Origin of the sequence: Protofrankia symbiont of Coriaria myrtifolia, assembly GCF_900634755.1 — a bacterium.
In the GTDB taxonomy this organism is placed as follows: domain Bacteria; phylum Actinomycetota; class Actinomycetes; order Frankiales; family Frankiaceae; genus Protofrankia; species Protofrankia coriariae.
Genome location: NZ_CAAAFS010000129.1, coordinates 1 through 19648, shown reverse-complemented (window position 1 = coordinate 19648; position 19648 = coordinate 1). Strand labels below are relative to the sequence as shown.

Below are 19648 nucleotides of genomic sequence, written 5' to 3'. Positions count from 1 at the left end.
CGACCCTGGCCCGGCTCGGCCCCCCGCCTCGACCCCGCCTCGGCCCCCGCAGAACCTCCCACGGGACCTCCCACGGGGCAGACCCGAAGCTCCTCCGGATGGCGCGCCCCACGCGGCCGCGCACCGCCGCCGAAACGGGTTTACGTAGCATATAGGCGCTTCATTCCCGCTCCTCAGGTGCGCGGAGGCCTCCCCTGACATAAGATATTGTGTATATAATTTTGTCCTTTACATCAGCTGCTCGAGCGGTACATCGCCACGTCCGAGGAGAGGTTCCCGTGGCCAGACGACGACCTGATTCGGCTGCTCGCAAATCGCGCGCCGAGCAGGTGGCCGCGGACATCGAGGACGAGATCCTCGAGGTACGGCTGCCCGTCGGCGCGCACCTCGGTCGGCGCGCCGAGTTCATGGAACGGTTCGGCATCAGTCCGACGGTCATGAACGAAACCCTGCGGATCCTGCGCAACCGGGGCCTGGTGGGTGTACGTCCGGGCGCCGGCGGCGGCATCTTCGTCGCCAGCCTGCCCCCACAGGTCCGGCTGGGGGCGATGGATCTGTGGTTTCACGACTCCGGTACCCATCCCCTCCAGTTGTTCGAGGCCCGGATGCATCTGGAGGCCGGTCTGGCTGCCGTCGCCTTCGACCGCGCGACCGCCGGTGACGTCGACGCGATCCAGGACGCCTACGACCGCATGGCCTCAGCCCGGGACGCACGCAGCTACGTCAAGGGCACCATGCGCATGCACCGCGCGCTGGTCACCGCCGCGCGGATCCCGGTGCTGGACGGCATGCACCAGAGCGTGATGGCCCTGCTCGAGGCGACGCTGAGCCGAGCGACGTTCATCGACGGCCACGAACCGATGCTCCGGCACAGCCTGAACGTGCACTCCGACATCATCGAGGCGATCCGCACCCGCAATCGCTTCGCGTTCGAGAGGGCGATGAAACTCCACAACGACGACCTGATTCGAACCAACGATCCGCATCGGTCCCCGGATATCAGAAAAATCTCCGCCGTTGGCACGCGCGCTCCGATGGCCAAGATGACCGGATAGCGCCGGGGACCGGTGGACGGCACGGGCATTCAGCACGGCTTTGTTCCCGGTCTCGCCGGGGACGCATCACCTGTCGCGACAGATCGCGACCGGTCGCGTCGCGCCCTACGCCGTCCCAGAGTTCTCCGGGGCCTCCGGTCGTCACACCACCCGTCGTCATGGCGCATCCGGCCGTCATGGCATCCGGCTGCCATGACGGCCGGGTGTCGCGGCACCTGGGACGTCAGGACCCGACCGGCTGTTTGACGTCCGCGTCGACAGGGTGCTCGGCCTGTGTGTCGGTGGCTGTCGCACGCTCACGACGCCGGCCCTTCGCCCCCTGCCGCCAGACCGCGAAGGACACCGCGGCGAGCAGAGCGACACCGTTGAACATGTCGTTGAGCCACTGGACTCCGGTGACGAACTGCAGGCCCTGCACGCCGGTGGCGAGCACATAGACGGCCAGCAGCGTGCCCCAGACGTTGAACCGGCCGGGCCGCAACTGTGTCGAGCCGAGGAAGACCGCGGCGAACGCCGGCAGCAGCAGGGCCTGACCGAAGGTCAGGGACGGCCCGGACAGGGACGCGTAGAAGATCCCAGCGGTTCCGGCGATGGTGGAAGACGCTATCAGCGACAGCCACGTCCAGCGGCCCACGCTGATCCCGGTCAGCCGCGCGGCCTCCGAACTGCCCCCGATCGCGTACAGGTAGCGACCCACCGGTGTGTGGTCGAGAACCCACCAGACGACGAACGCCAGTATGAGCATGTAGAGGACGATGATCTGGAAACCGAGCACGGTCTGCTGGGTGAAGCTGGTCCACGCCGAACCGGACGGCGGGAACGGCTGCGTCCCACCCGAAATGATCGTCTGGATGGCGGCGACGACGGTCGCCATACCGAGCGTGGCGACAAAGGAGTTGACCTTCAGCTTGACGACGATGAACCCGGACGCCGTCCCGATCGCGGCCGACGTGGCGATCGCCGCGAGAATCGCCGGGCCCATGCTCACGCCGTGCACGGTCTGCAGGGTGACCACGAGCACCGCCGACACGTTGGTCACCGCGCCGACCGACAGGTCGTACACACCGGCGGTGAGCGGGATGAGCAGGCCGAGGGCCAGCATCGCCGACACCGCCTGAGCGGCGGCCACCGAGTGCAACGTGGCACTCGTCAGGAAGAGATCCGGTTTCCAGACCCCGAACACGATGATGAACGTCGCCCACAGGTAGAGCCCGCTGTAGCTCTGCAGACCGAAGCTGAACCTGCGCCCGTCTGTCGCGCTCATGAAATCCCCCCATCGTCCACTCCGACGCCCGCCCCGAGGTCTGCTCCGAGGCACGCGTGTGAAATTGCCGCCGCCGTGACAGCGCTGCCGGCCAGGGACGTCACGATCCGCCCTTCGCGCAGGACCAGCACCCGGTGGCACAGCGCCGCGAGTTCGTCGGTGTCCGACGAGCTGACGACGACGCCGGCACCGGCTCTCGCGGCCTCCAGGATCTCCAGGTGCAGCTCCGCCTTGGCGCCGATGTCCACGCCCTGCGTCGGCTCGTCCAGCAGAAACACCTTCGGTGAACGGCGTAACCACTTCGCGAACAGGACCTTCTGCTGGTTGCCGCCGCTGAGGGAGGACAGCGGCGCCTCGGCGGCCGGCGGCCTGACGCTCAGCCGCTCGATCCAGCTCGTCACCTCGGTCTTCTCCTGGCGCCGCGACAGCCGCAGGCGACGCCAGAACGGCCCGAGATCGCTGATCGTCATGTTCTCCCGCACGCTCAGGTCGAGGAAGCCGCCCTGTGTCTTGCGGTCCGGGGGGAGGAACGCGACGCCGGCCCTCATCGCCAGATCAGGCCGTGACGGCGGCAGGCTCGTCTGCTCGACGCGGACCGTGCCGGCCTGTCTGGGATGGGCCCCGAACAGGACCGACAGCAGGCTCTCCCGCCCGGAGCCGGTGATTCCGGCGATCCCGACAACGTCACCCGCCCGTATCTCCAGCGAGATCCGGTCGATCGGGGCGGCCGAGACCGCGTCGGCGACCAGCAGCGGCTCGTCGTGCTCCACCGGCAGTTCGGCCGACACCCGGTGGACGTCGTCGAACTCCGTGCCGACGAGCAGGGAGATCAGCTCCGCCCGGCTCACCGAGGAGACCGGGACCCGGGCCACCCGGTGGCCGTCCCGGAGCACGGTGATCGTCGTGGCTACCTGGAAGACCTCTTCCAGCCGGTGTGTCACGTAGAGAACCCCGACCCCGCGGTTCGCCACCGTGCGCACCATCGACAGCAGATGCTGCACCTCCGCGTCGGGCAGAGTGGCTGTCGGCTCGTCGAGCACCAGCAGCGACACCGGCGGCGCGGACGCGTCCTCCCGAAGCGCGCGGGCCACCGCGACACCCGTGCGCTCGGCGGGCGAGAGCGCACCGACCAGGAGATCCGGATCGAGATCCAGCCCGACGCGGGCGAGGTCCCGACGTGCGATACGCCGCAACTCCCCGTCCCGGACGGTGCCCCACTTCAGCGGGAACCCGGCAACCAGCGCGAGGTTGTCGGCGATCGAACGGGAGTCGATCAGGCCCAGGTCCTGGTGGACGAACCGGCAGCCAAGGGCATATGCGGAGTCCGGCGAGCCCGGCTCCAGGGCACGGCCGGCAACGAGGATCTCACCGCCCGGGTCGGGCCGGTGATACCCCGCCATGATCTTGATGATCGTGGACTTGCCCGAACCGTTCTCACCCAGCAGCGCGTGGACCTCACCGGTGGCGACGTCGATGTCGACGCCGGACAGGGCCGCGTTGCCGAAGAACGTCTTGGAGACGTCGCGGATCGCGAGCGCAGACGGCTCGCGATCCGCGACGGACTCAGATCGTGCACTCACCGAAGCTTCCACAGGGCCTTGAACTGGTCTGCGTAGTCCGCCGGCTGGTCATAGCTGTCGGTCGGCTGGACCAGGTTGTCCTTCGTCAGCAGGCCAAGCGAGGGGAAACCCGACTCCGGGGGAATCGGCAGGCCCTGGGAGTGGCGCAGCGCCGCGTCGACGACGAGCCAGCCCGCATAGTACGCGCCGGTGCCGGTGACCGCCGCGAACTGCCCGGTCTTCAGACCTTCCTCGTCCGTCTTGGTTCCACAGCAACCCGCAATCTTGACCTTGCCGCTCAGGCCGGCGGCGCTCAGCGCGGCGGGCAGCGGGTGGACGAACGCGACGTTCGAGACAACGACGTACTTGATGGAGGGATCCTTGCGCAGCGCCGAGACAATGGTGCTGTTGATCGCGCCGCTGCCCACGTCCGGGACACCAACCTTGATCTTGGTCACTTCACACTTGGAGCAGTCCTTGGCAACAGCGGCCTCGAACCCGGCCGACACCGCCCCGAGGTACGGATAGTCGGGGATGCTCACCGACAGCACCTTCCCCTGGGCGTTCGAGTCCGCGATGAACCAGGCTGACAACAGCTGGCCCTGCAGCGCTGAATAGTCGGGGTTCGAGACGTTGGCGATGAGCGTCGGGTTGTTGTCCGTGGGGCCGACGAACACGGGGATGAGCGGGACGCCGGCCTGCTGGTACTGCGGGACGCTGCTCGACCACAACGGGTACGGCTCGGCGACGACGGACACCGCGACGGGGTTGTACCGCAGCGCCTGCGTGAGGCCAGCGGTCAGCGTGGACGGGTTCGTCGACTGGAAGGGGATGCTCCTGAACTGCCAGCCCGCGGCCTCCGCGGCGGCCTGCACGCCAACACCCACCACCTGGCACTGCGGCTGCTCGCACTGCAGGTACACCAGCGTCTTGCCCGCCTCCGGCGCGGAGTTCAGCGGCGCGGCGATGGAGATCTTCGTCGGCGGCGTGAGATAGGGCTTGATGAAGGCGTTGGCCCTTTCGACCTCGCTGCCCGCGGCCACCGACGAGGAGCCGCCGGACGGTGCGGGGTTGTCGTCCGAGGACGAGCTGCCACAGGCGGTGGCAGCCGTGGCCAACGCGACGCAGGCGACCAGCATGAGACGTAAACGCATACGACCGGCGGACCAGCGTGATCTGCCGGTGGGTTCTCCGATACATGCGCTATGGGTCGTCGGCATTTCTGCGGCTCACCTTTCTGGGTGGTCGACCCTGGGTGGTCGACGTCGCTGACGACAGGTCGCCAGCGTCGACTTCGGACGGGTGCCGGCACCTCGCTACGGCACGGTTCGATACGGCACGGGTCGCTATTGGCGCAGATCGCTACGGTGCGGGTCGCCGTGGCATGGTCGCGATCCGCTGGCGGACAACTGGGCTACCCGGACACACGGTCGGCGTACGGCCGGTGATCAGTCGGTGTTCGGAATTTCGCGTTCTACTCACCGAAAACGGCTTGTCACCCGCGGACAGCCGCAGCGGGAGCGCCGGTCAGCCGGTCATGCATTCAGTTCGCTGTGGCGGGCAGTCCGCGGCCGCACCGGCCCGGGCCCCGCGACCACGGCCGTCCCATGGCGGGGCGTGATCGCGCCCTGCCGTGACCGCGTCCCATGGCGCACCGGCCCGGAGCCGGCGACCGGCGGCATGGCCAGGACGACACCACGGATCCGGCTAGACCGGGACCGGATCGGGATCCGTCGCGTCCAGTAGCGTGCGGACGGGCGCTGCTTGCGCGCCGATCATCCAGCACATCAGGCACCTCCTCCCCCCAGGGGCACCGCGGCGCGATGGGCAAGCCATCGATGACGCCATGACCACGGCCGTCGGCATGCACCGACCTGGCAGTGGCGAGTCCGACAACACGATCGGGCGACAACCGCTTCTCCAAGTTCTGATGCCGACTGGCAGCCGATGTGCAGGTCAGACCCGATGTGTGACCTTCGTTACGTCCGGAAGACTAGGCATAATGCATACACAATGCAAGGGGTATTTGCGGGCGACCGACGATCATCGACCAGTCGGGCGGACGCCGGGGCCATGCTCGACGTGGCGCATCCAGATGCTGACTCAGTACTATCCGCCAGCCTGCCGCAGGATGCTGTCGACAATGAAGTTGATCACATCGGCTACTTTCCGAAACCAAGGACTTCCCAGCGCCGACTACTCTCCGACACCGACCATCCCTCGGTGCGGACCACTCTCCAGCCCCGGTCACTCTCCGCACTGTCAACTCTTTGACACCGACGACCGATCCCACGATCCACAACCGAGACGGCGCCGCCTCAGAGTCATTCCGGATCATGAATATGAAGATCATCTTTCAGGTGACACCCATACAGCAAGGTGCCGAAGGGACCCGGTCGACCGCCTTTTGACAAGAGCGATCCGGCGATCTCCTCCCGGACCATCGGGTGGTACCGGGTCTGCTGTGGGCCAGACCCGCCTGCCCACAGCAGACCCGGAAAGTTGACCGACATCATGACCATCGGACAAGAGCGCCCACACGGACGATCAGCCCACCTGGCCAACCGAGCATCAGGCGCGATCAGGCCCTGCGGCGCCCAGCAGAACTGCTCGAGACAGCCGGCCAGAGGACGGGTTGGTCCGCGGGGCGCTGCCACCACGAGATAACAAAGACGAGCAGGGATGGTCGGTGTTCGGGACCCCGAACACCGACCATCCCCTCAGAGAATACAGCGCGTCCACTCGTGCGGTGGATGCTATCTTTTTCCCGCCGAGATACCGGCAGCACTATCTGACACCGAGCCGGGATCAGTGGAGTCACGCCATTCGCACAGGTTCTGTACCACCTCTTCGTAGAACTTCTCCAACGTTTCCACCACCGATGTGACAAATGCGCTCTTTCCGGCACCGCGTTTCGTGCCGGGACGCGCGCTCAAGGAAATACGAAAGACTCGAATGTCGCAGTCCGAACCAGCGATCAGAATCTCCGGCTTCTGCCGGACCAGAGCAAGGAGCTCGGCTCGAGTAGCCTCCCGCGCGACCCCTGCTCGAAAGATTCGACCCGCAGATTATCACTTGCGTCCGCGAGCTGCTTCGTAATCCACTTCACCCTGGTGAGCGGCCGTCCCTGGCGAGGAGCGTCGATGCCGATCGAGCACACGAACGAAGCAGCTCCTTACCAAGGACTTTAATTATTCGGACTTTAATTATTCGGAAGAGCCTCCTCGAATCCCAGTGCGCGCAGTACGCTCCCGGCCGCCGACACGACCCTGGCGCTCCCGACGATCGGTGCGATGGCGGTACACACACCCTGGGCGTCGGCGGCGGTCAGCCCGGCGTCCCGGGCAACGGCGAGATTCATCAGGTAGGAGACGGGCGCCGAATCCATGGCGACGAGCGCGGCCAGCCGGACAAGGTGGTAGGTACGTTCGTCGAGGCCCGACCTCTCCAGCGTGTCCAGATGCATCTGAACGAGCTCTTCAAGCACCGGGGAATCGCCTTGCGCGATCGCGCCGAGTGTCCGCTCAGGGGTCTGTGTCACCATTTGTTCGCTCCTCCTGGTTATTGACGTTTCAGCGATATTCGCACCTGAGCGCCCTCTACCCCATGGGCAGCCCGCAAAACACGGGAACTCGAACGGATCGAGTCATGTTTTCGATCGGATGACACGAAAACTCTGTAAATTCCCGGATCATGGCCAACCAGGCGACGGGATCTTCCCGACCGCTCAGCCGCCGTCCCGGCTCCGCCCGTTTCAGGATATAAAAAGCGGCGACGGGACGATTCTGGCCAGTGCCGCCGCTTCCTGGTGGGGAATGCTGAGCCCGGTTCGTAGCGGACGCTCGGCCTCCGGGTCGGGGAGTCCGCCGTCCGTTGGATCACTCCCCGCTCGGCGAGCGACCGGAGGACGACGCTCGCCTGTTGGATGCCGACGAGAAGCAGGTTCTGGACCGTCTGACTGGAGATCGTCCCGTACTCGCGCAGGTGGTCGACAACGCGGCGCTCGGACTCGTCCGAGGTGTTGCGGTGATACGACGGCATGCCATACGCGGACGGCGGACGGGCCACCACCCTCCACGCCGAGCAGCGCCGCATCACCTGACGACCATCACGGACACACGCTGTTGCGGACAACGCCCCGCAGCCAGCGGCTACGGGCAAGGCTCACCGGCCTGCTCGGGGCCGGCGCTTACCAACCACACATCGACGGAACAGCTTTTCAGTCGTTTCCCTTCGCGATCGCTTCGCGTACGGCCGGGACGATCTCGCTGGCCCAGCGGCCGAGGGAGACGACATCCTGCGCACCGCCGCTGGCCGAGAAGAGCACGAAGCCGGTCGCGCCATGCTCCAGCACGGCCTCGGTCAGTTCCTCGACCCACTGGCCTACGGAACCACCGATCCAGCGACCGGTGTGATCACGCGTGGCGGCCAGCGGCCGGTCGGTGATGCGTCCGGGGAAATTGAAGACCGTGCGGATCTCGCGCGGATCGCGACCCACGGCAGCCGCTGCTTCGTCGATAACCGGCCGCGACACCCGGTATCGCTCGCTGCGCCAGTCCGCCGCATGGCCGGGAATCCAGCCGTCGGCCACCCGGCCGGTCGCGGCCAGGGATTTCGGGCCGACCGATCCGGTCCACACGTCAGGCACGGCCACCGGCGCCGGCTCGATCTGGTCCACCTGATAGTGCCTGCCCCGATAGGTGACCGCCGGACCGCCACCCGACAACAGCCTGACCAGGACGATCGCCTCCTCGAAGGCGTCCACCGCATCGCCCGGTGAGAGCCGTGGCACTCCCATGTCGGAGATCCGATCCCACAGCCCGCCCACGCCCATCCCGAGCACGATGCGACCGCCGGAAAGCGCAGACAGCGACGTCACCGTCCGCGCGAGCATGGGAGCGGGCCGGGTCGGCAAGTTGGTGACGTTGACGAGGCCTGAGATCCGCCGCGTACGTCCGAGGATGAATCCGACGGAGGCGTACGCGTCCAGTCGGTCGCCGACGTAAGGATGGTCCGACAGCGAGAAGATGTCAAGCCCGTCACGGTCGGCCTGTTGAGCCGCCCGCAGCAGCTCCGGCACGTCGTCGATGCCGCTGTGCGCGCCGAACCCGAAGACGACCTCTTGTATGGACACTGCCCTGCCTTTCATTCGTGAGGCTGCCGGTGAACCCGCCGGACCGAAGCCCGGGCGACGGTGATGAAGCGCTACGGATTCACATGGCTCACCAGTTACGGGACAGGTTCAGGCGATACCGAACTGTTTCGCGAAGCGGCCTGTGAACAGGTCGGCACCCTTGTACTCGGCGACCGTCGTAGCCGGGACGGCAGCCGGACCATCGGGTGTGGGCAGTTGGCCGACACCGCCACGCCGACCGAGCGGGAGCAGGATCATGGGATAGGGCAGGGGCCGGTAGACGGCCGTGGGCTGTTCGCCGCGCAGTTGAGAGATGATGTTCCGCGCCACGACCTCGGCGTGCCGCATCGCGTACCCGGCCATCTTGGCCTCGGCGACATCGGTGATGTCGCCGATCGCGTAGACATGATCGTGCCCGTGGACGTTGAGGGTCTCGGTGACGGGGACCTGTCCCTGCGGTGTGCGGGGCGTGAGCCGGCCGTCAGCAAGGTAGTCGCTGTTGACCCGCACGCCGTAGGCGCGGAACCAGATGTCGGCGGTGATCTCGTCACGGCCGGTGGTGGTGACGGTGAAGGTCCCGGCCTGGCCGGGCTCGGTCGTCGGCGGCGCTGCCAGGCCGGTGCCCAGCCGCAGCTGGATGTCCAGCTCGTCGAGCTGGCGGTGCAGGTCCTGGCGTACCTCCGGCTGGAAGCCGGGCAGAAGCCGCTCAGCCGGGTCGACGATGATCACATGCTTGTGCGGCCAGACCTCCTTGATCTCCCCGGCCAGCTCCAGACCGACCGGCCCGGCACCGACGATCAGCACCCTCTCGGCGTCGATCAGTTCCTTGTGGGTCTGGCGGAGGTCGTCCAGCGCCTCGCCGGTGGCGGTGGAGCCGGCGTTGGGCTTGGCCGGGTAGGGGTAGCTGGAGCCGGAGGCCAGAACCAGATAGTCCGCCTCGACACGCCGGCCTGAGGTCAGGGTGACGCCGACCGGGTCCGCTGAGACCGCGCGGTCGCGGATCACCGTGCCCCGCGTGAGCAGCGTGTCGAAGGAAAAGAACAGGTTCGGTGCCCAGTCGGGCCGAGCCAGCGCGCGTAGCGAGGCCGCCGAGTTGACGAACGCGTCCCGGGGATCAATGAGGACGATGTCGGCATCGGAGTCCAGCGCTTTGGCGACGGCTGAACCCCCGTAACCTCCGCCGATGACCGCAACGGTACGACCCATGATTTCACGCTCCTACGGACAGAAATTTTAGTTCGTACTACGAACGATAATAGTTCGTAGTACGAACTGCAACCCCTGTCCCGCCGGGCTCGGCATCGTGGACCTGGCCTCGACGTCACGCCGTGGCCGCGAGATCCTCCGATCCGGCCACCAGCCTTCGCTGACGTTCGTGTTGATGTTCGTTTGCGGGTCCGGGGCCGGCCGGCTCCTCCGCCTGTCGCGCCGGGTGGGCGCCGGCTCCACATGCGGAGAAGCTTCTTCCAACATCGCGGGAACCACCTGGCCGCTGTCGCGAACAGCCCGGGTCAGTACCTGCGAGCGGCGGGGGCTCCTTCGTCCGGTTCTATGAAGACCATCGGAACCTTGTTGTCCAGCACGACGCGACCGAGCAGGCTGGCGAGCGTGTCGCGGTCATTGGCGCCGAGTCCCGCCGACAGCTTCTCGATCCGCCGGCAGGTCTCGGCATAGAACTCCCGTACGAGCCTGCCGCCCTGCGGGGTGAGCCCGACCCGCACCGCACGCGAGTCCTGCGGGTTCGGTTCGCGCTGAACCAGACCGTTGCGCTCAGTGCGGTCCACCAGGCCGGTGAGGCTCGACTTGGCCAGCCCCAGTATCGCGCCCAGTTCGCCCATGCCGTACGGCTGTGCCATCAGCACGCACAGCAACTGCCCCTGCTGGGGGGTGAGGCCATGCTCCCGGCTCGACTCGGCGTACACGGCATTCACCAGAAACGAGGACCGCACCAGCGCGGTCGCAATCCCGATCGGACCATAATCCTGCTTACCCACGCGACCAGGATAACATCCGGGTATCGATATAATTCGTGAAGCGAACTATCTGGCGCTGTGCACGGAATGACACCCGCCCGTCCCGCCGCACGCCACCGGGACCCGGCCCTACCTGCCGGTCACCCGACACATATTCGCTGACGGCACGGCACGCCTGGCCGGCCTCCGTCCGCCCCTCCGCGAAGCAGCCGCACCCGTGAACCACACACCGTGGACGCACCATCCCCCGTACATGGCGATCCCGAGCCGGACGAACTGGCAGGCGATATTGGCCAACACCAACAGCGGCAGCGGCAGCGGCAGCGGCAGCTCAGGCTGCCGACCCGGTCAGGAAGCTGGCGAGCGCGGCGGCCAACGCGGCCGGCTGATGCTCCTGGATGTTGTGGCCCGCCTCGATCTCCACGATCTCGGCCCGTGGGACACGGGAGCGGAACTCGCCGACCGTCTCCGGCGTGAGGAACCCGTGCGTGCCGTGGACCAGGAGCACCGGGACGGTCGTGTTCTCCAGGGCCGGCCACAGGTAGCGGAAGTCGATGTTCAGCCGTGCGCCGGGAGGAGGGTCGGCGAGATGGTGCTTGAACACGATCGTGCCGTCGTCGCGCACCCGGGTGTTGAGCGCGACGCCTCTGGCGAGCGCTCGCCGCGAGAATCCGATCCCGGCGGCGAGGGCCTTCTCCACGATCTCCTCACGGGAGCCGAACACCTGCGGCCCGGCGAGGAAGTCGGCCACCTGGGTGGCATCCTCGGCGCGCAGCCCAGGGCTGACATCCACGATGACCAGGCGTTCGACCAGATCTGGACGCGACTCGGCCAGGGCGATCGCGGTGACGCCTCCCAGTGACTGACCGACGACGGTATGCCGCGTTCCCGGCGCGACGGCGTCGATGACGGTGGCCACGGCCCGCGCATTCGGACGCGGAGCGTAGTCGAAGTCGTCGCGCCATGCCGAGTCACCATGGCCCGGCAGGTCCACCGCGAGGGCCCGCCGGCCGAGCGCCAGGATCGTCGTGTCCCAGGTATGGGCGTTCAGGCCGCCCCCGTGCAGCAGTGTGAGATCCGGAGAGTCACCCCAGAGCAGCGCGCTGACCGCGCCGGCCGCGGTCGTGACACCAACGCGGCGTACCGCCAGAAGGCCGGCCGGGGCGCCCACCTCCGCCGCCTCCTCGGCGAGAAAGGCGAACTCGTCACGATCGTCGCTCACCATCGTCCTTCCGTCACCGCACGCTTCACCGGCTCGTACCTCACCCGCCGAAACCGGCTGCCAGAAACTCCCTTCTGCCACAGTAGCGACAACCGGCTTCTCAATGCCCCTGCTTTTCGGCCAGCGGGCTCTTCCCGTGCCCGGCTCGCGGCTCGTGGGACGGCCGGAAACGGCCTGACCGGTCCGAGGTAGCTCCGGGAGGAAACCCTGGAGACGACCCGTCGTGGCCAGAGCGGCAGATATGATCATCCAGCGTGACGGCCGCAACCAAAAGAAAACGTGTGCCCCGCAGAGCCGGTATGACCGGGCTGATGTATCAGGCAGTCGTTTGTATCAGGCAGTCGTTCACGGCTCGTCCGCGAGGATCTCCTGACGCCAGCCGTGGAAGAACCAGCGAACCGGCCGGCGTCGGTGCGGGGGCGAGCGCAGGTACAGGTCGCCATCGGTGAACCGCCCGATGGTTCCGATCATGTCGCGAAGAACACCCGCGCCGCCGCACGCCACAAACAGATAATCATCGTAGGTCGACGCGTTCCTCCCATGCGCGTCGAATCGGAGCGGGCAGCACCAGTTCCTGCACTATGGAGCCGGTGTGACGAACTCGGGCTGGTCGAGCAGACGGAGCCAACTGCCGTCGGGCTGCCGGCGGACCACCTGCGCGCGAGCGCCCGCGCCGTCCCTGGCCAGGGTGGATGTGAGCGCGATGTCGCCAGCTGTGAGGGTCGGCAGCGGCGGCTCCTGCTCGAAGCGGGGAACGTTGGTCAGGATCTTCTCCCACAGGGCCTGGATAGCGGCTCGGCCGACCGTCTGGCTGCCGGGTGGGTAGGCTATGACCGCGTCCTCCTCGTAAAGCGCCGCAAGGCCCGCGGCGTCCCCTTCGTTGGCGCGTTCCACAAACAGGCGCGTAAGGTCTTCTGGCTTTTGTGCCTTCTCTTTGGCGGACATAAACGCTCCCTTCGACACGAGCTCATATCAATACGAGGCCGGAAGCTCTCGCTTTCAGTGAACACAAGCCGGCGCCAGAAGTCCAACATCTGTCACTGCTCGAAGCTAGAATCCACAGATATGGAACTCAGACAGCTTGAATACTTCGTCGCGGTCGCCGAGGAGGCGAACTTCACCCGTGCGGCCGAGCGGGTATACATCAGCCAATCCGGCGTCAGTGCCCAGATCCGACAGCTCGAACACGAGCTCGGGGCCGTCCTCCTCGACAGATCTGGCCGCCGGTGCACGGTGACCGCCGCCGGAGCGGCCGCGCTCAGACACGCCCGTGACGCGCTCGCGTCGGTCAACGCTCTGCGGCAGGCGGTGGACGACGTGAACGGCCTGATCCGGGGCCGGATCGTGGTCGGCATGGTCACGGCCTGCACCGTCGCTCCGCTGTTCGACGCGCTTGCCTCGTTCCACACGGCCCATCCCGGTGTCGAGATCACCCTGTTCGAGGACAGTTCGGACCGGCTCGTCGAGAGCGTGCGGACCGGGATGGCCGACATGGCCCTCGTCGGCACGGGCAGCGCCCCGCCGAAGGGCGTGGAAACGCTACCGATCATCAGTGACCGGCTGGTCGCGGTCGTTTCGAACGATCATCCGCTCGCCGGGCGTCCCCGGACGTTCCTGGCGGATATCGCAGCCTTCCCTCTCGTGTGCCTGCCCACGGGAACGGGAGTCCGTGCGGTGTTCGACCAGGCATGTTCGGCCGTGGGAATAGAACCGACCATCACGCTCCAGGCAAGCGCCCCGGGAGCCATCACAGATCTTGCCGCTCGCGGGCTCGGTGTCGCGATCCTCAGCGAGTCGATGGCTGCCACCCGCCACGACGGCGTGACTGTTTTACCTGTCGATGACATCCTTTCCCCCGCCCTGCTGACTCTGATCTGGAAGACGGGGAAGAATCCCGCGTTGCGGGAACTCGTCCGGCACAGTCACGCGGCCTTCGAGTCGTCTCCGGAGCCGACTCAGCACGTTCACGTCGAAGACGACAGGGATGTCACCCACGTCGCTTGAGCACCGCCGCGACCAGCTCGTTCACCTCGGCGGCGCTGTACGCCCCTCCCCGTCTCGACACCGGCCTCGGAGCTCCCCGCCAGCGGGTGATTCGGCGGCACGCCGCGTTTTCACCAGGTCCGCGAGGGTTCGGATCAGGTCCAGGTGGGTATTCGCCCTGGGGCGTAGCGGGCGCCGAAACCGCCGGTGGGGAGAATTTCCCGAATTCTGGTGAGGTCCGCTTCGGTGAGTGTGATGCTGGTGGCGCGCGCGTTCTCTTCGACGCGCCGGGGGCTGCGCGTCCCGGGAATGGGCACGATATTCTCGCTCTGAGCGAGCAGCCAGGCCAGGGCCAGCTGGGCGACGGACGCGCCTTTGGCAGCGGCCAGTTCGGTGAGCTGACGGACCGCTTCGACGTTCTTCTCGAAGTTGCCCGGCTGCCAGCGGGGGTCGGCGTTGCGCATGTCGGTCTGGTCGTACTGCCCGGCGGGCTTCACCGCGTCGGTGAGGAACCCTCGGCCCAGCGGGGAGTAGGGCACGAAGCCGATGCCGAGCTCGGCCAACGTCGGGAAGATCGATTCGACGTCGCGCTCGAAGAGCGAGTACTCCGTCTGCAGCGCGGAGACCGGCTGCACTGCGTGTGCTCTGCGGATGGTCCGCGGCCCGGCCTCACTGAGACCGAAGTACTTCACCTTGCCGGCCTGGACGAACTCCCCGACGGTGCCCGCCACGTCCTCGATGGGCACGTCGGGGTCCACCCGGTGCTGGTAGAGGAGGTCGATGTAGTCGACATCGAGGTAGCGAAGGCTGTTGTCGACGACCTCGCGGATGTGTTCGGGCCGGCTGTCCGTGCCGTAGCTGCGGGTGAAGCCGAACTTCGTGGCGATCACGATGTCGTCACGGAAGCCGGCGACGGCCCTGCCGACGATCTTCTCGTTCTCGCCCCACCCGTAGAGCTCGGCGGTGTCGAAGAAGGTGATGCCCAGGTCGTAGGCGCGTTGGATGGCCGCGATGCCCTCCCCCTCGTCGCCAGGCCCGTAGGCAAGCGAGATACCCATCGCTCCGTACCCGAGGGCCGAGGTGACCAGACCCTGTTGACCGAGAGTGCGCTGCCGCATGTCCGTGCCCTCCTGATGGAATGCTCGGCCTGGCCCCCGCGAGCGTTGCCGGGTGGAGGCGAACCGCGGGCTGCCCTGTGGTTCGAAGAACTCGGGCCTCCGAGAGCGTAAGGCTTCAGCACTGCCCTCACCTGCCGCGGAAACGGTGAACCCCCGTCACAGGTTACTGGCAGGGGTTCGGACGCGATCCCTCCGATGGTGGCCGACCACGGTGCGAACCGTGATTCCGGCCGTCCCCGGCCGGCCGGAATCAGAAGGTGAGCTGTTTGGCCGGGCGGATGACGAGATCGGCGATGTTGAGACGCAGGGGCTGGCGGACGATGTAGTGCACGGCCTCGGCGATGTCGCTCGGCTTGGCGATCAGCCGCTCGAGCGCGGCCTGGGCGGCGTCGAGGACCTCGTCCGGAAGACGTTCGCCGGGCCTGACGTCGACGTCGAGGCCCGAGAAGGCGACCACGCCCTTGACGGTCTGCAGGTCCCAGTTGCGCACGATGTTGGTCGCGACGGGGCCGGGAGCGACGGTCGCGACGCGGATGTCCTCGTCCTCGAGCTCGGTTCGCAACACCCGGGTCAGGTGGTTCACGGCGTTCTTGGTGGCCCCGTAGACGCCGCCGTCGGACTCGAGCGCACTGGTCGAGGAGACGTTGACGATGTGGCCGCCGTTCCCGAGCCGACGCATCTGCTGGACCGCGGCCTGGGTACCCACCAGGAGCGCGATCACGTTGACCTCGAACAGCGCCCGCCACGTCTCGTCGTCGCCGGCCAGCACCGGTTCGCGGGTGGCCAGGCCGGCGTTGTTCACCACGATGTCCAACCGGCCGGTGTCAGTGGCCGCCTGGCTGAACAGGTCGCGCAACGACGCCGAGTCACGAACGTCGAACGTAGCGATGTGGGCGTGCCCGCCGGCCGCCTCGATCGCCAGGCTGGTGGCCTCCATCGGCCCGCGGGTGCGGCCGTGGAGGTAGACGGTGGCGCCCGCCTCGCCGAGACGCTGGGCGACGGCGCGGCCGATGCCGCTGGACGCACCGGTCACAACCGCGGTCCTGCCGAGAAGATCATGATCAACGGTCACAGGGAACCCCTTCGCCTATCCTGGATACGAGCGAACACTCGCGATCCACAGAATACGAGCGGATGCTCGTATTTGGCAACGGAGCACGGATGACGGAGGACGGTCCCCGCCGCCAGGCCCGCGGCATACGGCGCATCGCATCGATCCTCGACGCCGCCGCGGCCCTGTTCACAGCGGCCGGCTACGACGCGACGACCACCAACGCGATCGCGTCCGCCGCCAAGATCTCACCCGGCTCGCTCTACCAGTTCTTCCCCAACAAGCCGGCGATCGCCGAGGCCCTCACCGCCCGTTACGTCGACGATCTGAACGCCATCTACGACCACGCCCTCGCCATCGGCCCGGGCGACCCGGCCGCCACCTCGAAGATGATCGACCAGTTGGTGGCGGCGCTAGTCGCGTTCCACGTCGCGAATCCGGCCGCCAAAGCCCTGCTCAGCGGGGCCAGCGTCGCCCCGGACCTGGCCATGATCACCGCACCGCTGCACAGCGCGATGTGCGATCGCGCCGAGGAGATCGTCGCCGCGATCGCCCCCACACTGACACCCCGCGAACAGGCGCGAACCGCCGAGGTCTGCATCCACATCGTGCAGGCGCTGATGCCGATGATCCTCGCCGCTCCGGCGGCCTCCCGGCACGAAGCCTCCAACGAGCTCAAACGCGCCCTCGTCGGGTACCTCCTGACACCACCGTGACCGGCCGGACAGTTCGACGCGGTCCTCGCCGACGCCGGCATCACCGCTCGGCATCGACCAACACCCATCAGGCAGCTCTAACGCTCGTTGCCCGTATTTGGGCCGGGCGCGCCAGCGTCGTCAGCCGGCACGGAACGCCCGCCCGGGTGCAACCGCCCGGCCGGACCCTGCGCGAACGTCGTCAACAACGTGGTTGTGACGGTGGTCGCGAAATTCCGCACCGCCGGGCCGGTCGCCCCGGGCCCGCACACGTCGGTCACCGCGCACACCCACGCGCTGGTCCCCGAGTCGAACACCCCCGCGCCCGAGTCGGCCGTGTAGTAGCTGATGTCGGCGTGGTCGAGCCGGCCGTGGCAGACGACCGGTGAATGAGCGAGAACCTCGATCCGCGATGGTGTCGGATACGAAAGGTCGACCCGGTCGTATTCGGACCCGACCATTCCCGATATCCGGGTACCGGCGGTCACCCCCGTGCCGGCGAACAACCAGTGCGCGGGATCCTGGATGACAAGGTCGGCGTGCACCGGATTGCACTGGTACATGCCGCCAGTGAGCGCGCTCTCCGGAGCGGCCGCCGGTGGGGCGGGCCAGTTCGCGGTCACGGCGGAGTCGTTCACACCGTACAGCGGATCCTCGGTGGCGACCTTGTAAGCGGTTTCCAGCCGGTCGGGCCCGGAGGCGGTCGGCCCGAGCCGGATACGGCGATACACCGCGTTCGCCCCCAGAAAGGCGAGGTTCACCCCGTGGTCACGGGCTCGTGTCAACGCGTCCCGCATCGCGGGTGAGTAGTACTCGTCGTGCCCCATGGAAATGACCGCGTGCGCGCCGTCCAACAGCCGCGGATCGGCATGCAGGTCGATGTCGGTGGCATACGCGACGGGCAGGCCGAGTTTTTCTGCGAGAATGATGACGGGGGCCTCGTTGCCGGTGAAGTCCGCCGCGCCGTCACCATAGTCGTACGGCCGGTCGAACGAAACGACCCGGGCCCGGTCATCAAAGCCCTTTGGGCCGTGATAGAGGCTGTAACCGCCCCAGGCATTATACGCCTGCCAGGTGGTGACCGCGCTCAGCATCACCAGCCGCCCGGCGGTCGTCGGGCCGCGGACCGTCAACGGAACATACGTCTGGAACCCGTCGGCGTCGTCCAGCCGGATCAGATAGGCGCCGGGCGGCCAGCCGCCCGTGTCGAACGTGGTGGTCGGCTGCCAGGAGGTGGTGACCGTGTTCGTCTTCGGGTCGCGGGAGGCAGGAGTCTGCACCCGGCCGGGGAAAGGCCCGGCCTCGGCCACCAGACGGCAGGTCCGACCGCCGTACCAGCCGATCCGGAACACCGAGGCATTGAGCGAGGCAGCGGTCGTGGAGGCGAACAGGCGGACGCTGTCCCCGGGCCGGACGCTGGCGCGGTCGAGCCAGCCCTCCACCGCATGGTTGTAGCCGAGCCGGGCAAGACCGCAGTCGCTGCCGGGTCTGGCGTTCTCGGCGTGGACGTCGAACCCGCCGGCCGGGCCCGCCGCCGACAGCGGTCCACCCACTGGGCCGGCGGCGGTGCTCACGGCACGGCCCGGCACCCGCCGGCCGTCCGCGGCCGGTGTGCCGCCGCCGCACCCGCCGAGAAGGACGATGTAAACGAGCGCCGCCGTCAGCGCGACCGGGATGGATGCCGGTCGCCTCGGCCACCCCGCCGGCCCACGGCAGGGAACCGGACGAGCCGCTGTGTCGACCCTCCGTGTCAACGTCACCTCGCCAGTGTCACGCCGGCTTTCGTGGCTGTCGCTCGGAGCCTGCCCAGCGGGCCGAGGGCCGCCCTGCCGGGGGCCGTTCTGTCCAGGACCCGTCGTCGGCCACCCGTGATGGCGGGCCCAGCCGTCAGGAGACATTCGCCGCGACGGTGCCGGAGTTGGATCCGACGACGTTGCGTCGTTCCTGGACGTGGGCATGGGCCATGAGGCCGAACAGGACCGCGAGCAGGACTGCCGACGACCCGGGAGTCCCGAGGTCGAGGCCGCCCTTGGCGAGCGGCTTGGTGAGGAAGTCACCGGCGGTGGCGCCGAGAGGGCGGGTAAGCACGAAGGCAAGCCAGAACAGCGTCACGTTCGATACCGCGGACGCATGTCTGAGGGCGAGCAGCAGACCGAGCAGCCCGACGATGAGCAGGACGCTGTCGGCATAACCGAGCCCTGAACTGTCGGACAGGAAGTCTCCCATGGAGGTTCCGAGAGTGTTCGAGACGAGGATGGCCGACCAGAACAGGATCTCCCACCGGAAGGTGTCGATGTTGCGAATTGAAAACGTCAGCCCGGTGAGCTTCCACACTATGAAGATGGCGACCAGCAACGAGACCAGAATCGCCGCGCCGACGGGGTATCCCAGCCCCAGGCCCTGTGGCCCCCAACCCAGCGAACTGGCCCCTTTGGCCAGGTACTTCGCGCTGGAGTCACGGTTCATGAAGTCGGACATCGTGGTGCCGGCCGTACTGGTGGAAAGAATGACCGTCCAGTAGAAGAACGGATTGTAACGCCTGGACCTGAGCTGCACGACAAGGGTGATTACGAAGATCAGGAAAAGTATCGTCG

General features: G+C 67.4%; 17 protein-coding genes. 3 read left to right on the top strand and 14 right to left on the bottom strand.

What is annotated here, in order from left to right; translation table 11 throughout:
• The first annotated feature begins 278 nt into the window (after positions 1-278).
• Positions 279-1055: a FadR/GntR family transcriptional regulator gene (locus CM1CMNOD_RS07195; RefSeq protein ID WP_013873008.1), complete on the top strand. Its 777-nt coding sequence runs from the start codon at positions 279-281 to the stop codon at positions 1053-1055.
• Positions 1056-1278: 223 nt separating this feature from the next.
• Here CM1CMNOD_RS07195 and CM1CMNOD_RS07190 read toward each other — a convergent pair whose 3' ends face one another.
• From CM1CMNOD_RS07190 to CM1CMNOD_RS07150, 10 genes are all read right to left on the bottom strand, one after another.
• Positions 1279-2319: an ABC transporter permease gene (locus tag CM1CMNOD_RS07190; RefSeq protein WP_013873007.1), complete on the bottom strand. Its 1041-nt coding sequence runs from the start codon at positions 2317-2319 to the stop codon at positions 1279-1281.
• Positions 2316-3899, bottom strand: a complete 1584-nt coding sequence (locus CM1CMNOD_RS07185) for a sugar ABC transporter ATP-binding protein (protein WP_013873006.1) — start codon at positions 3897-3899, stop codon at positions 2316-2318. The genes CM1CMNOD_RS07190 and CM1CMNOD_RS07185 overlap by 4 nt, the downstream gene beginning before the upstream one ends.
• Positions 3896-5032 (bottom strand): sugar ABC transporter substrate-binding protein, encoded by a 1137-nt coding sequence (locus tag CM1CMNOD_RS07180; RefSeq protein WP_157490990.1) that lies wholly within the window; start codon positions 5030-5032, stop codon positions 3896-3898. Before CM1CMNOD_RS07180 ends, CM1CMNOD_RS07185 begins: the two co-directional genes overlap by 4 nt.
• A 2048-nt stretch (positions 5033-7080) precedes the next feature.
• Positions 7081-7422, bottom strand: a complete 342-nt coding sequence (locus CM1CMNOD_RS07175; RefSeq protein WP_013873004.1) for a carboxymuconolactone decarboxylase family protein — start codon at positions 7420-7422, stop codon at positions 7081-7083.
• A gap of 675 nt (positions 7423-8097) precedes the next feature.
• Complete coding sequence (locus tag CM1CMNOD_RS07170) at positions 8098-9012, bottom strand: LLM class flavin-dependent oxidoreductase (protein WP_013873003.1); 915 nt, start codon at positions 9010-9012, stop codon at positions 8098-8100.
• A gap of 108 nt (positions 9013-9120) precedes the next feature.
• Entirely contained in the window at positions 9121-10218 is a 1098-nt protein-coding gene (locus CM1CMNOD_RS07165) for an NAD(P)/FAD-dependent oxidoreductase (protein WP_013873002.1), read from the bottom strand.
• 305 nt (positions 10219-10523) lie between these two features.
• The gene (locus CM1CMNOD_RS07160) at positions 10524-11006 is read right to left on the bottom strand and encodes a MarR family winged helix-turn-helix transcriptional regulator (protein ID WP_013873001.1); all 483 of its coding nucleotides are present in this window, start codon (positions 11004-11006) and stop codon (positions 10524-10526) included.
• A gap of 310 nt (positions 11007-11316) precedes the next feature.
• Positions 11317-12210 (bottom strand): alpha/beta fold hydrolase, encoded by an 894-nt coding sequence (locus CM1CMNOD_RS07155; RefSeq protein WP_043603216.1) that lies wholly within the window; start codon positions 12208-12210, stop codon positions 11317-11319.
• A 342-nt stretch (positions 12211-12552) separates the two neighbouring features.
• On the bottom strand, positions 12553-12678 hold the full coding sequence (locus CM1CMNOD_RS23570) for a hypothetical protein (protein WP_258165217.1): 126 nt from the start codon (positions 12676-12678) through the stop codon (positions 12553-12555).
• Positions 12679-12786: 108 nt separating this feature from the next.
• Entirely contained in the window at positions 12787-13152 is a 366-nt protein-coding gene (locus CM1CMNOD_RS07150; protein WP_013872999.1) for a YybH family protein, read from the bottom strand.
• Positions 13153-13272: 120 nt separating this feature from the next.
• Here CM1CMNOD_RS07150 and CM1CMNOD_RS07145 point away from each other — a divergent pair, with 120 nt between their 5' ends.
• Positions 13273-14211 (top strand): LysR family transcriptional regulator, encoded by a 939-nt coding sequence (locus tag CM1CMNOD_RS07145; protein ID WP_013872998.1) that lies wholly within the window; start codon positions 13273-13275, stop codon positions 14209-14211.
• A 134-nt stretch (positions 14212-14345) separates the two neighbouring features.
• Here the strand turns inward: CM1CMNOD_RS07145 and CM1CMNOD_RS07140 are convergent, their stop codons facing one another.
• The gene (locus CM1CMNOD_RS07140) at positions 14346-15308 is read right to left on the bottom strand and encodes an aldo/keto reductase (RefSeq protein ID WP_013872997.1); all 963 of its coding nucleotides are present in this window, start codon (positions 15306-15308) and stop codon (positions 14346-14348) included.
• A gap of 250 nt (positions 15309-15558) precedes the next feature.
• Positions 15559-16380 (bottom strand): SDR family oxidoreductase, encoded by an 822-nt coding sequence (locus tag CM1CMNOD_RS07135; protein ID WP_013872996.1) that lies wholly within the window; start codon positions 16378-16380, stop codon positions 15559-15561.
• 89 nt (positions 16381-16469) lie between these two features.
• On the opposite strand from CM1CMNOD_RS07135, the gene CM1CMNOD_RS07130 reads away from it, so the two are divergent.
• Positions 16470-17075 carry a TetR/AcrR family transcriptional regulator gene (locus CM1CMNOD_RS07130; RefSeq protein ID WP_013872995.1) on the top strand — a complete coding sequence of 202 codons (606 nt, stop codon included), beginning with the start codon at positions 16470-16472 and terminating at the stop codon, positions 17073-17075.
• A gap of 77 nt (positions 17076-17152) precedes the next feature.
• Here the strand turns inward: CM1CMNOD_RS07130 and CM1CMNOD_RS07125 are convergent, their stop codons facing one another.
• A complete protein-coding gene (locus CM1CMNOD_RS07125) occupies positions 17153-18814 on the bottom strand; it encodes a N,N-dimethylformamidase beta subunit family domain-containing protein (RefSeq protein ID WP_431307076.1) in 1662 nt (553 codons plus the stop codon).
• A 127-nt stretch (positions 18815-18941) separates the two neighbouring features.
• Positions 18942-19648, bottom strand: a 707-nt coding sequence (locus tag CM1CMNOD_RS07120) for a hypothetical protein (protein WP_131773910.1), incomplete at its 5' end; no start/stop codon positions are given.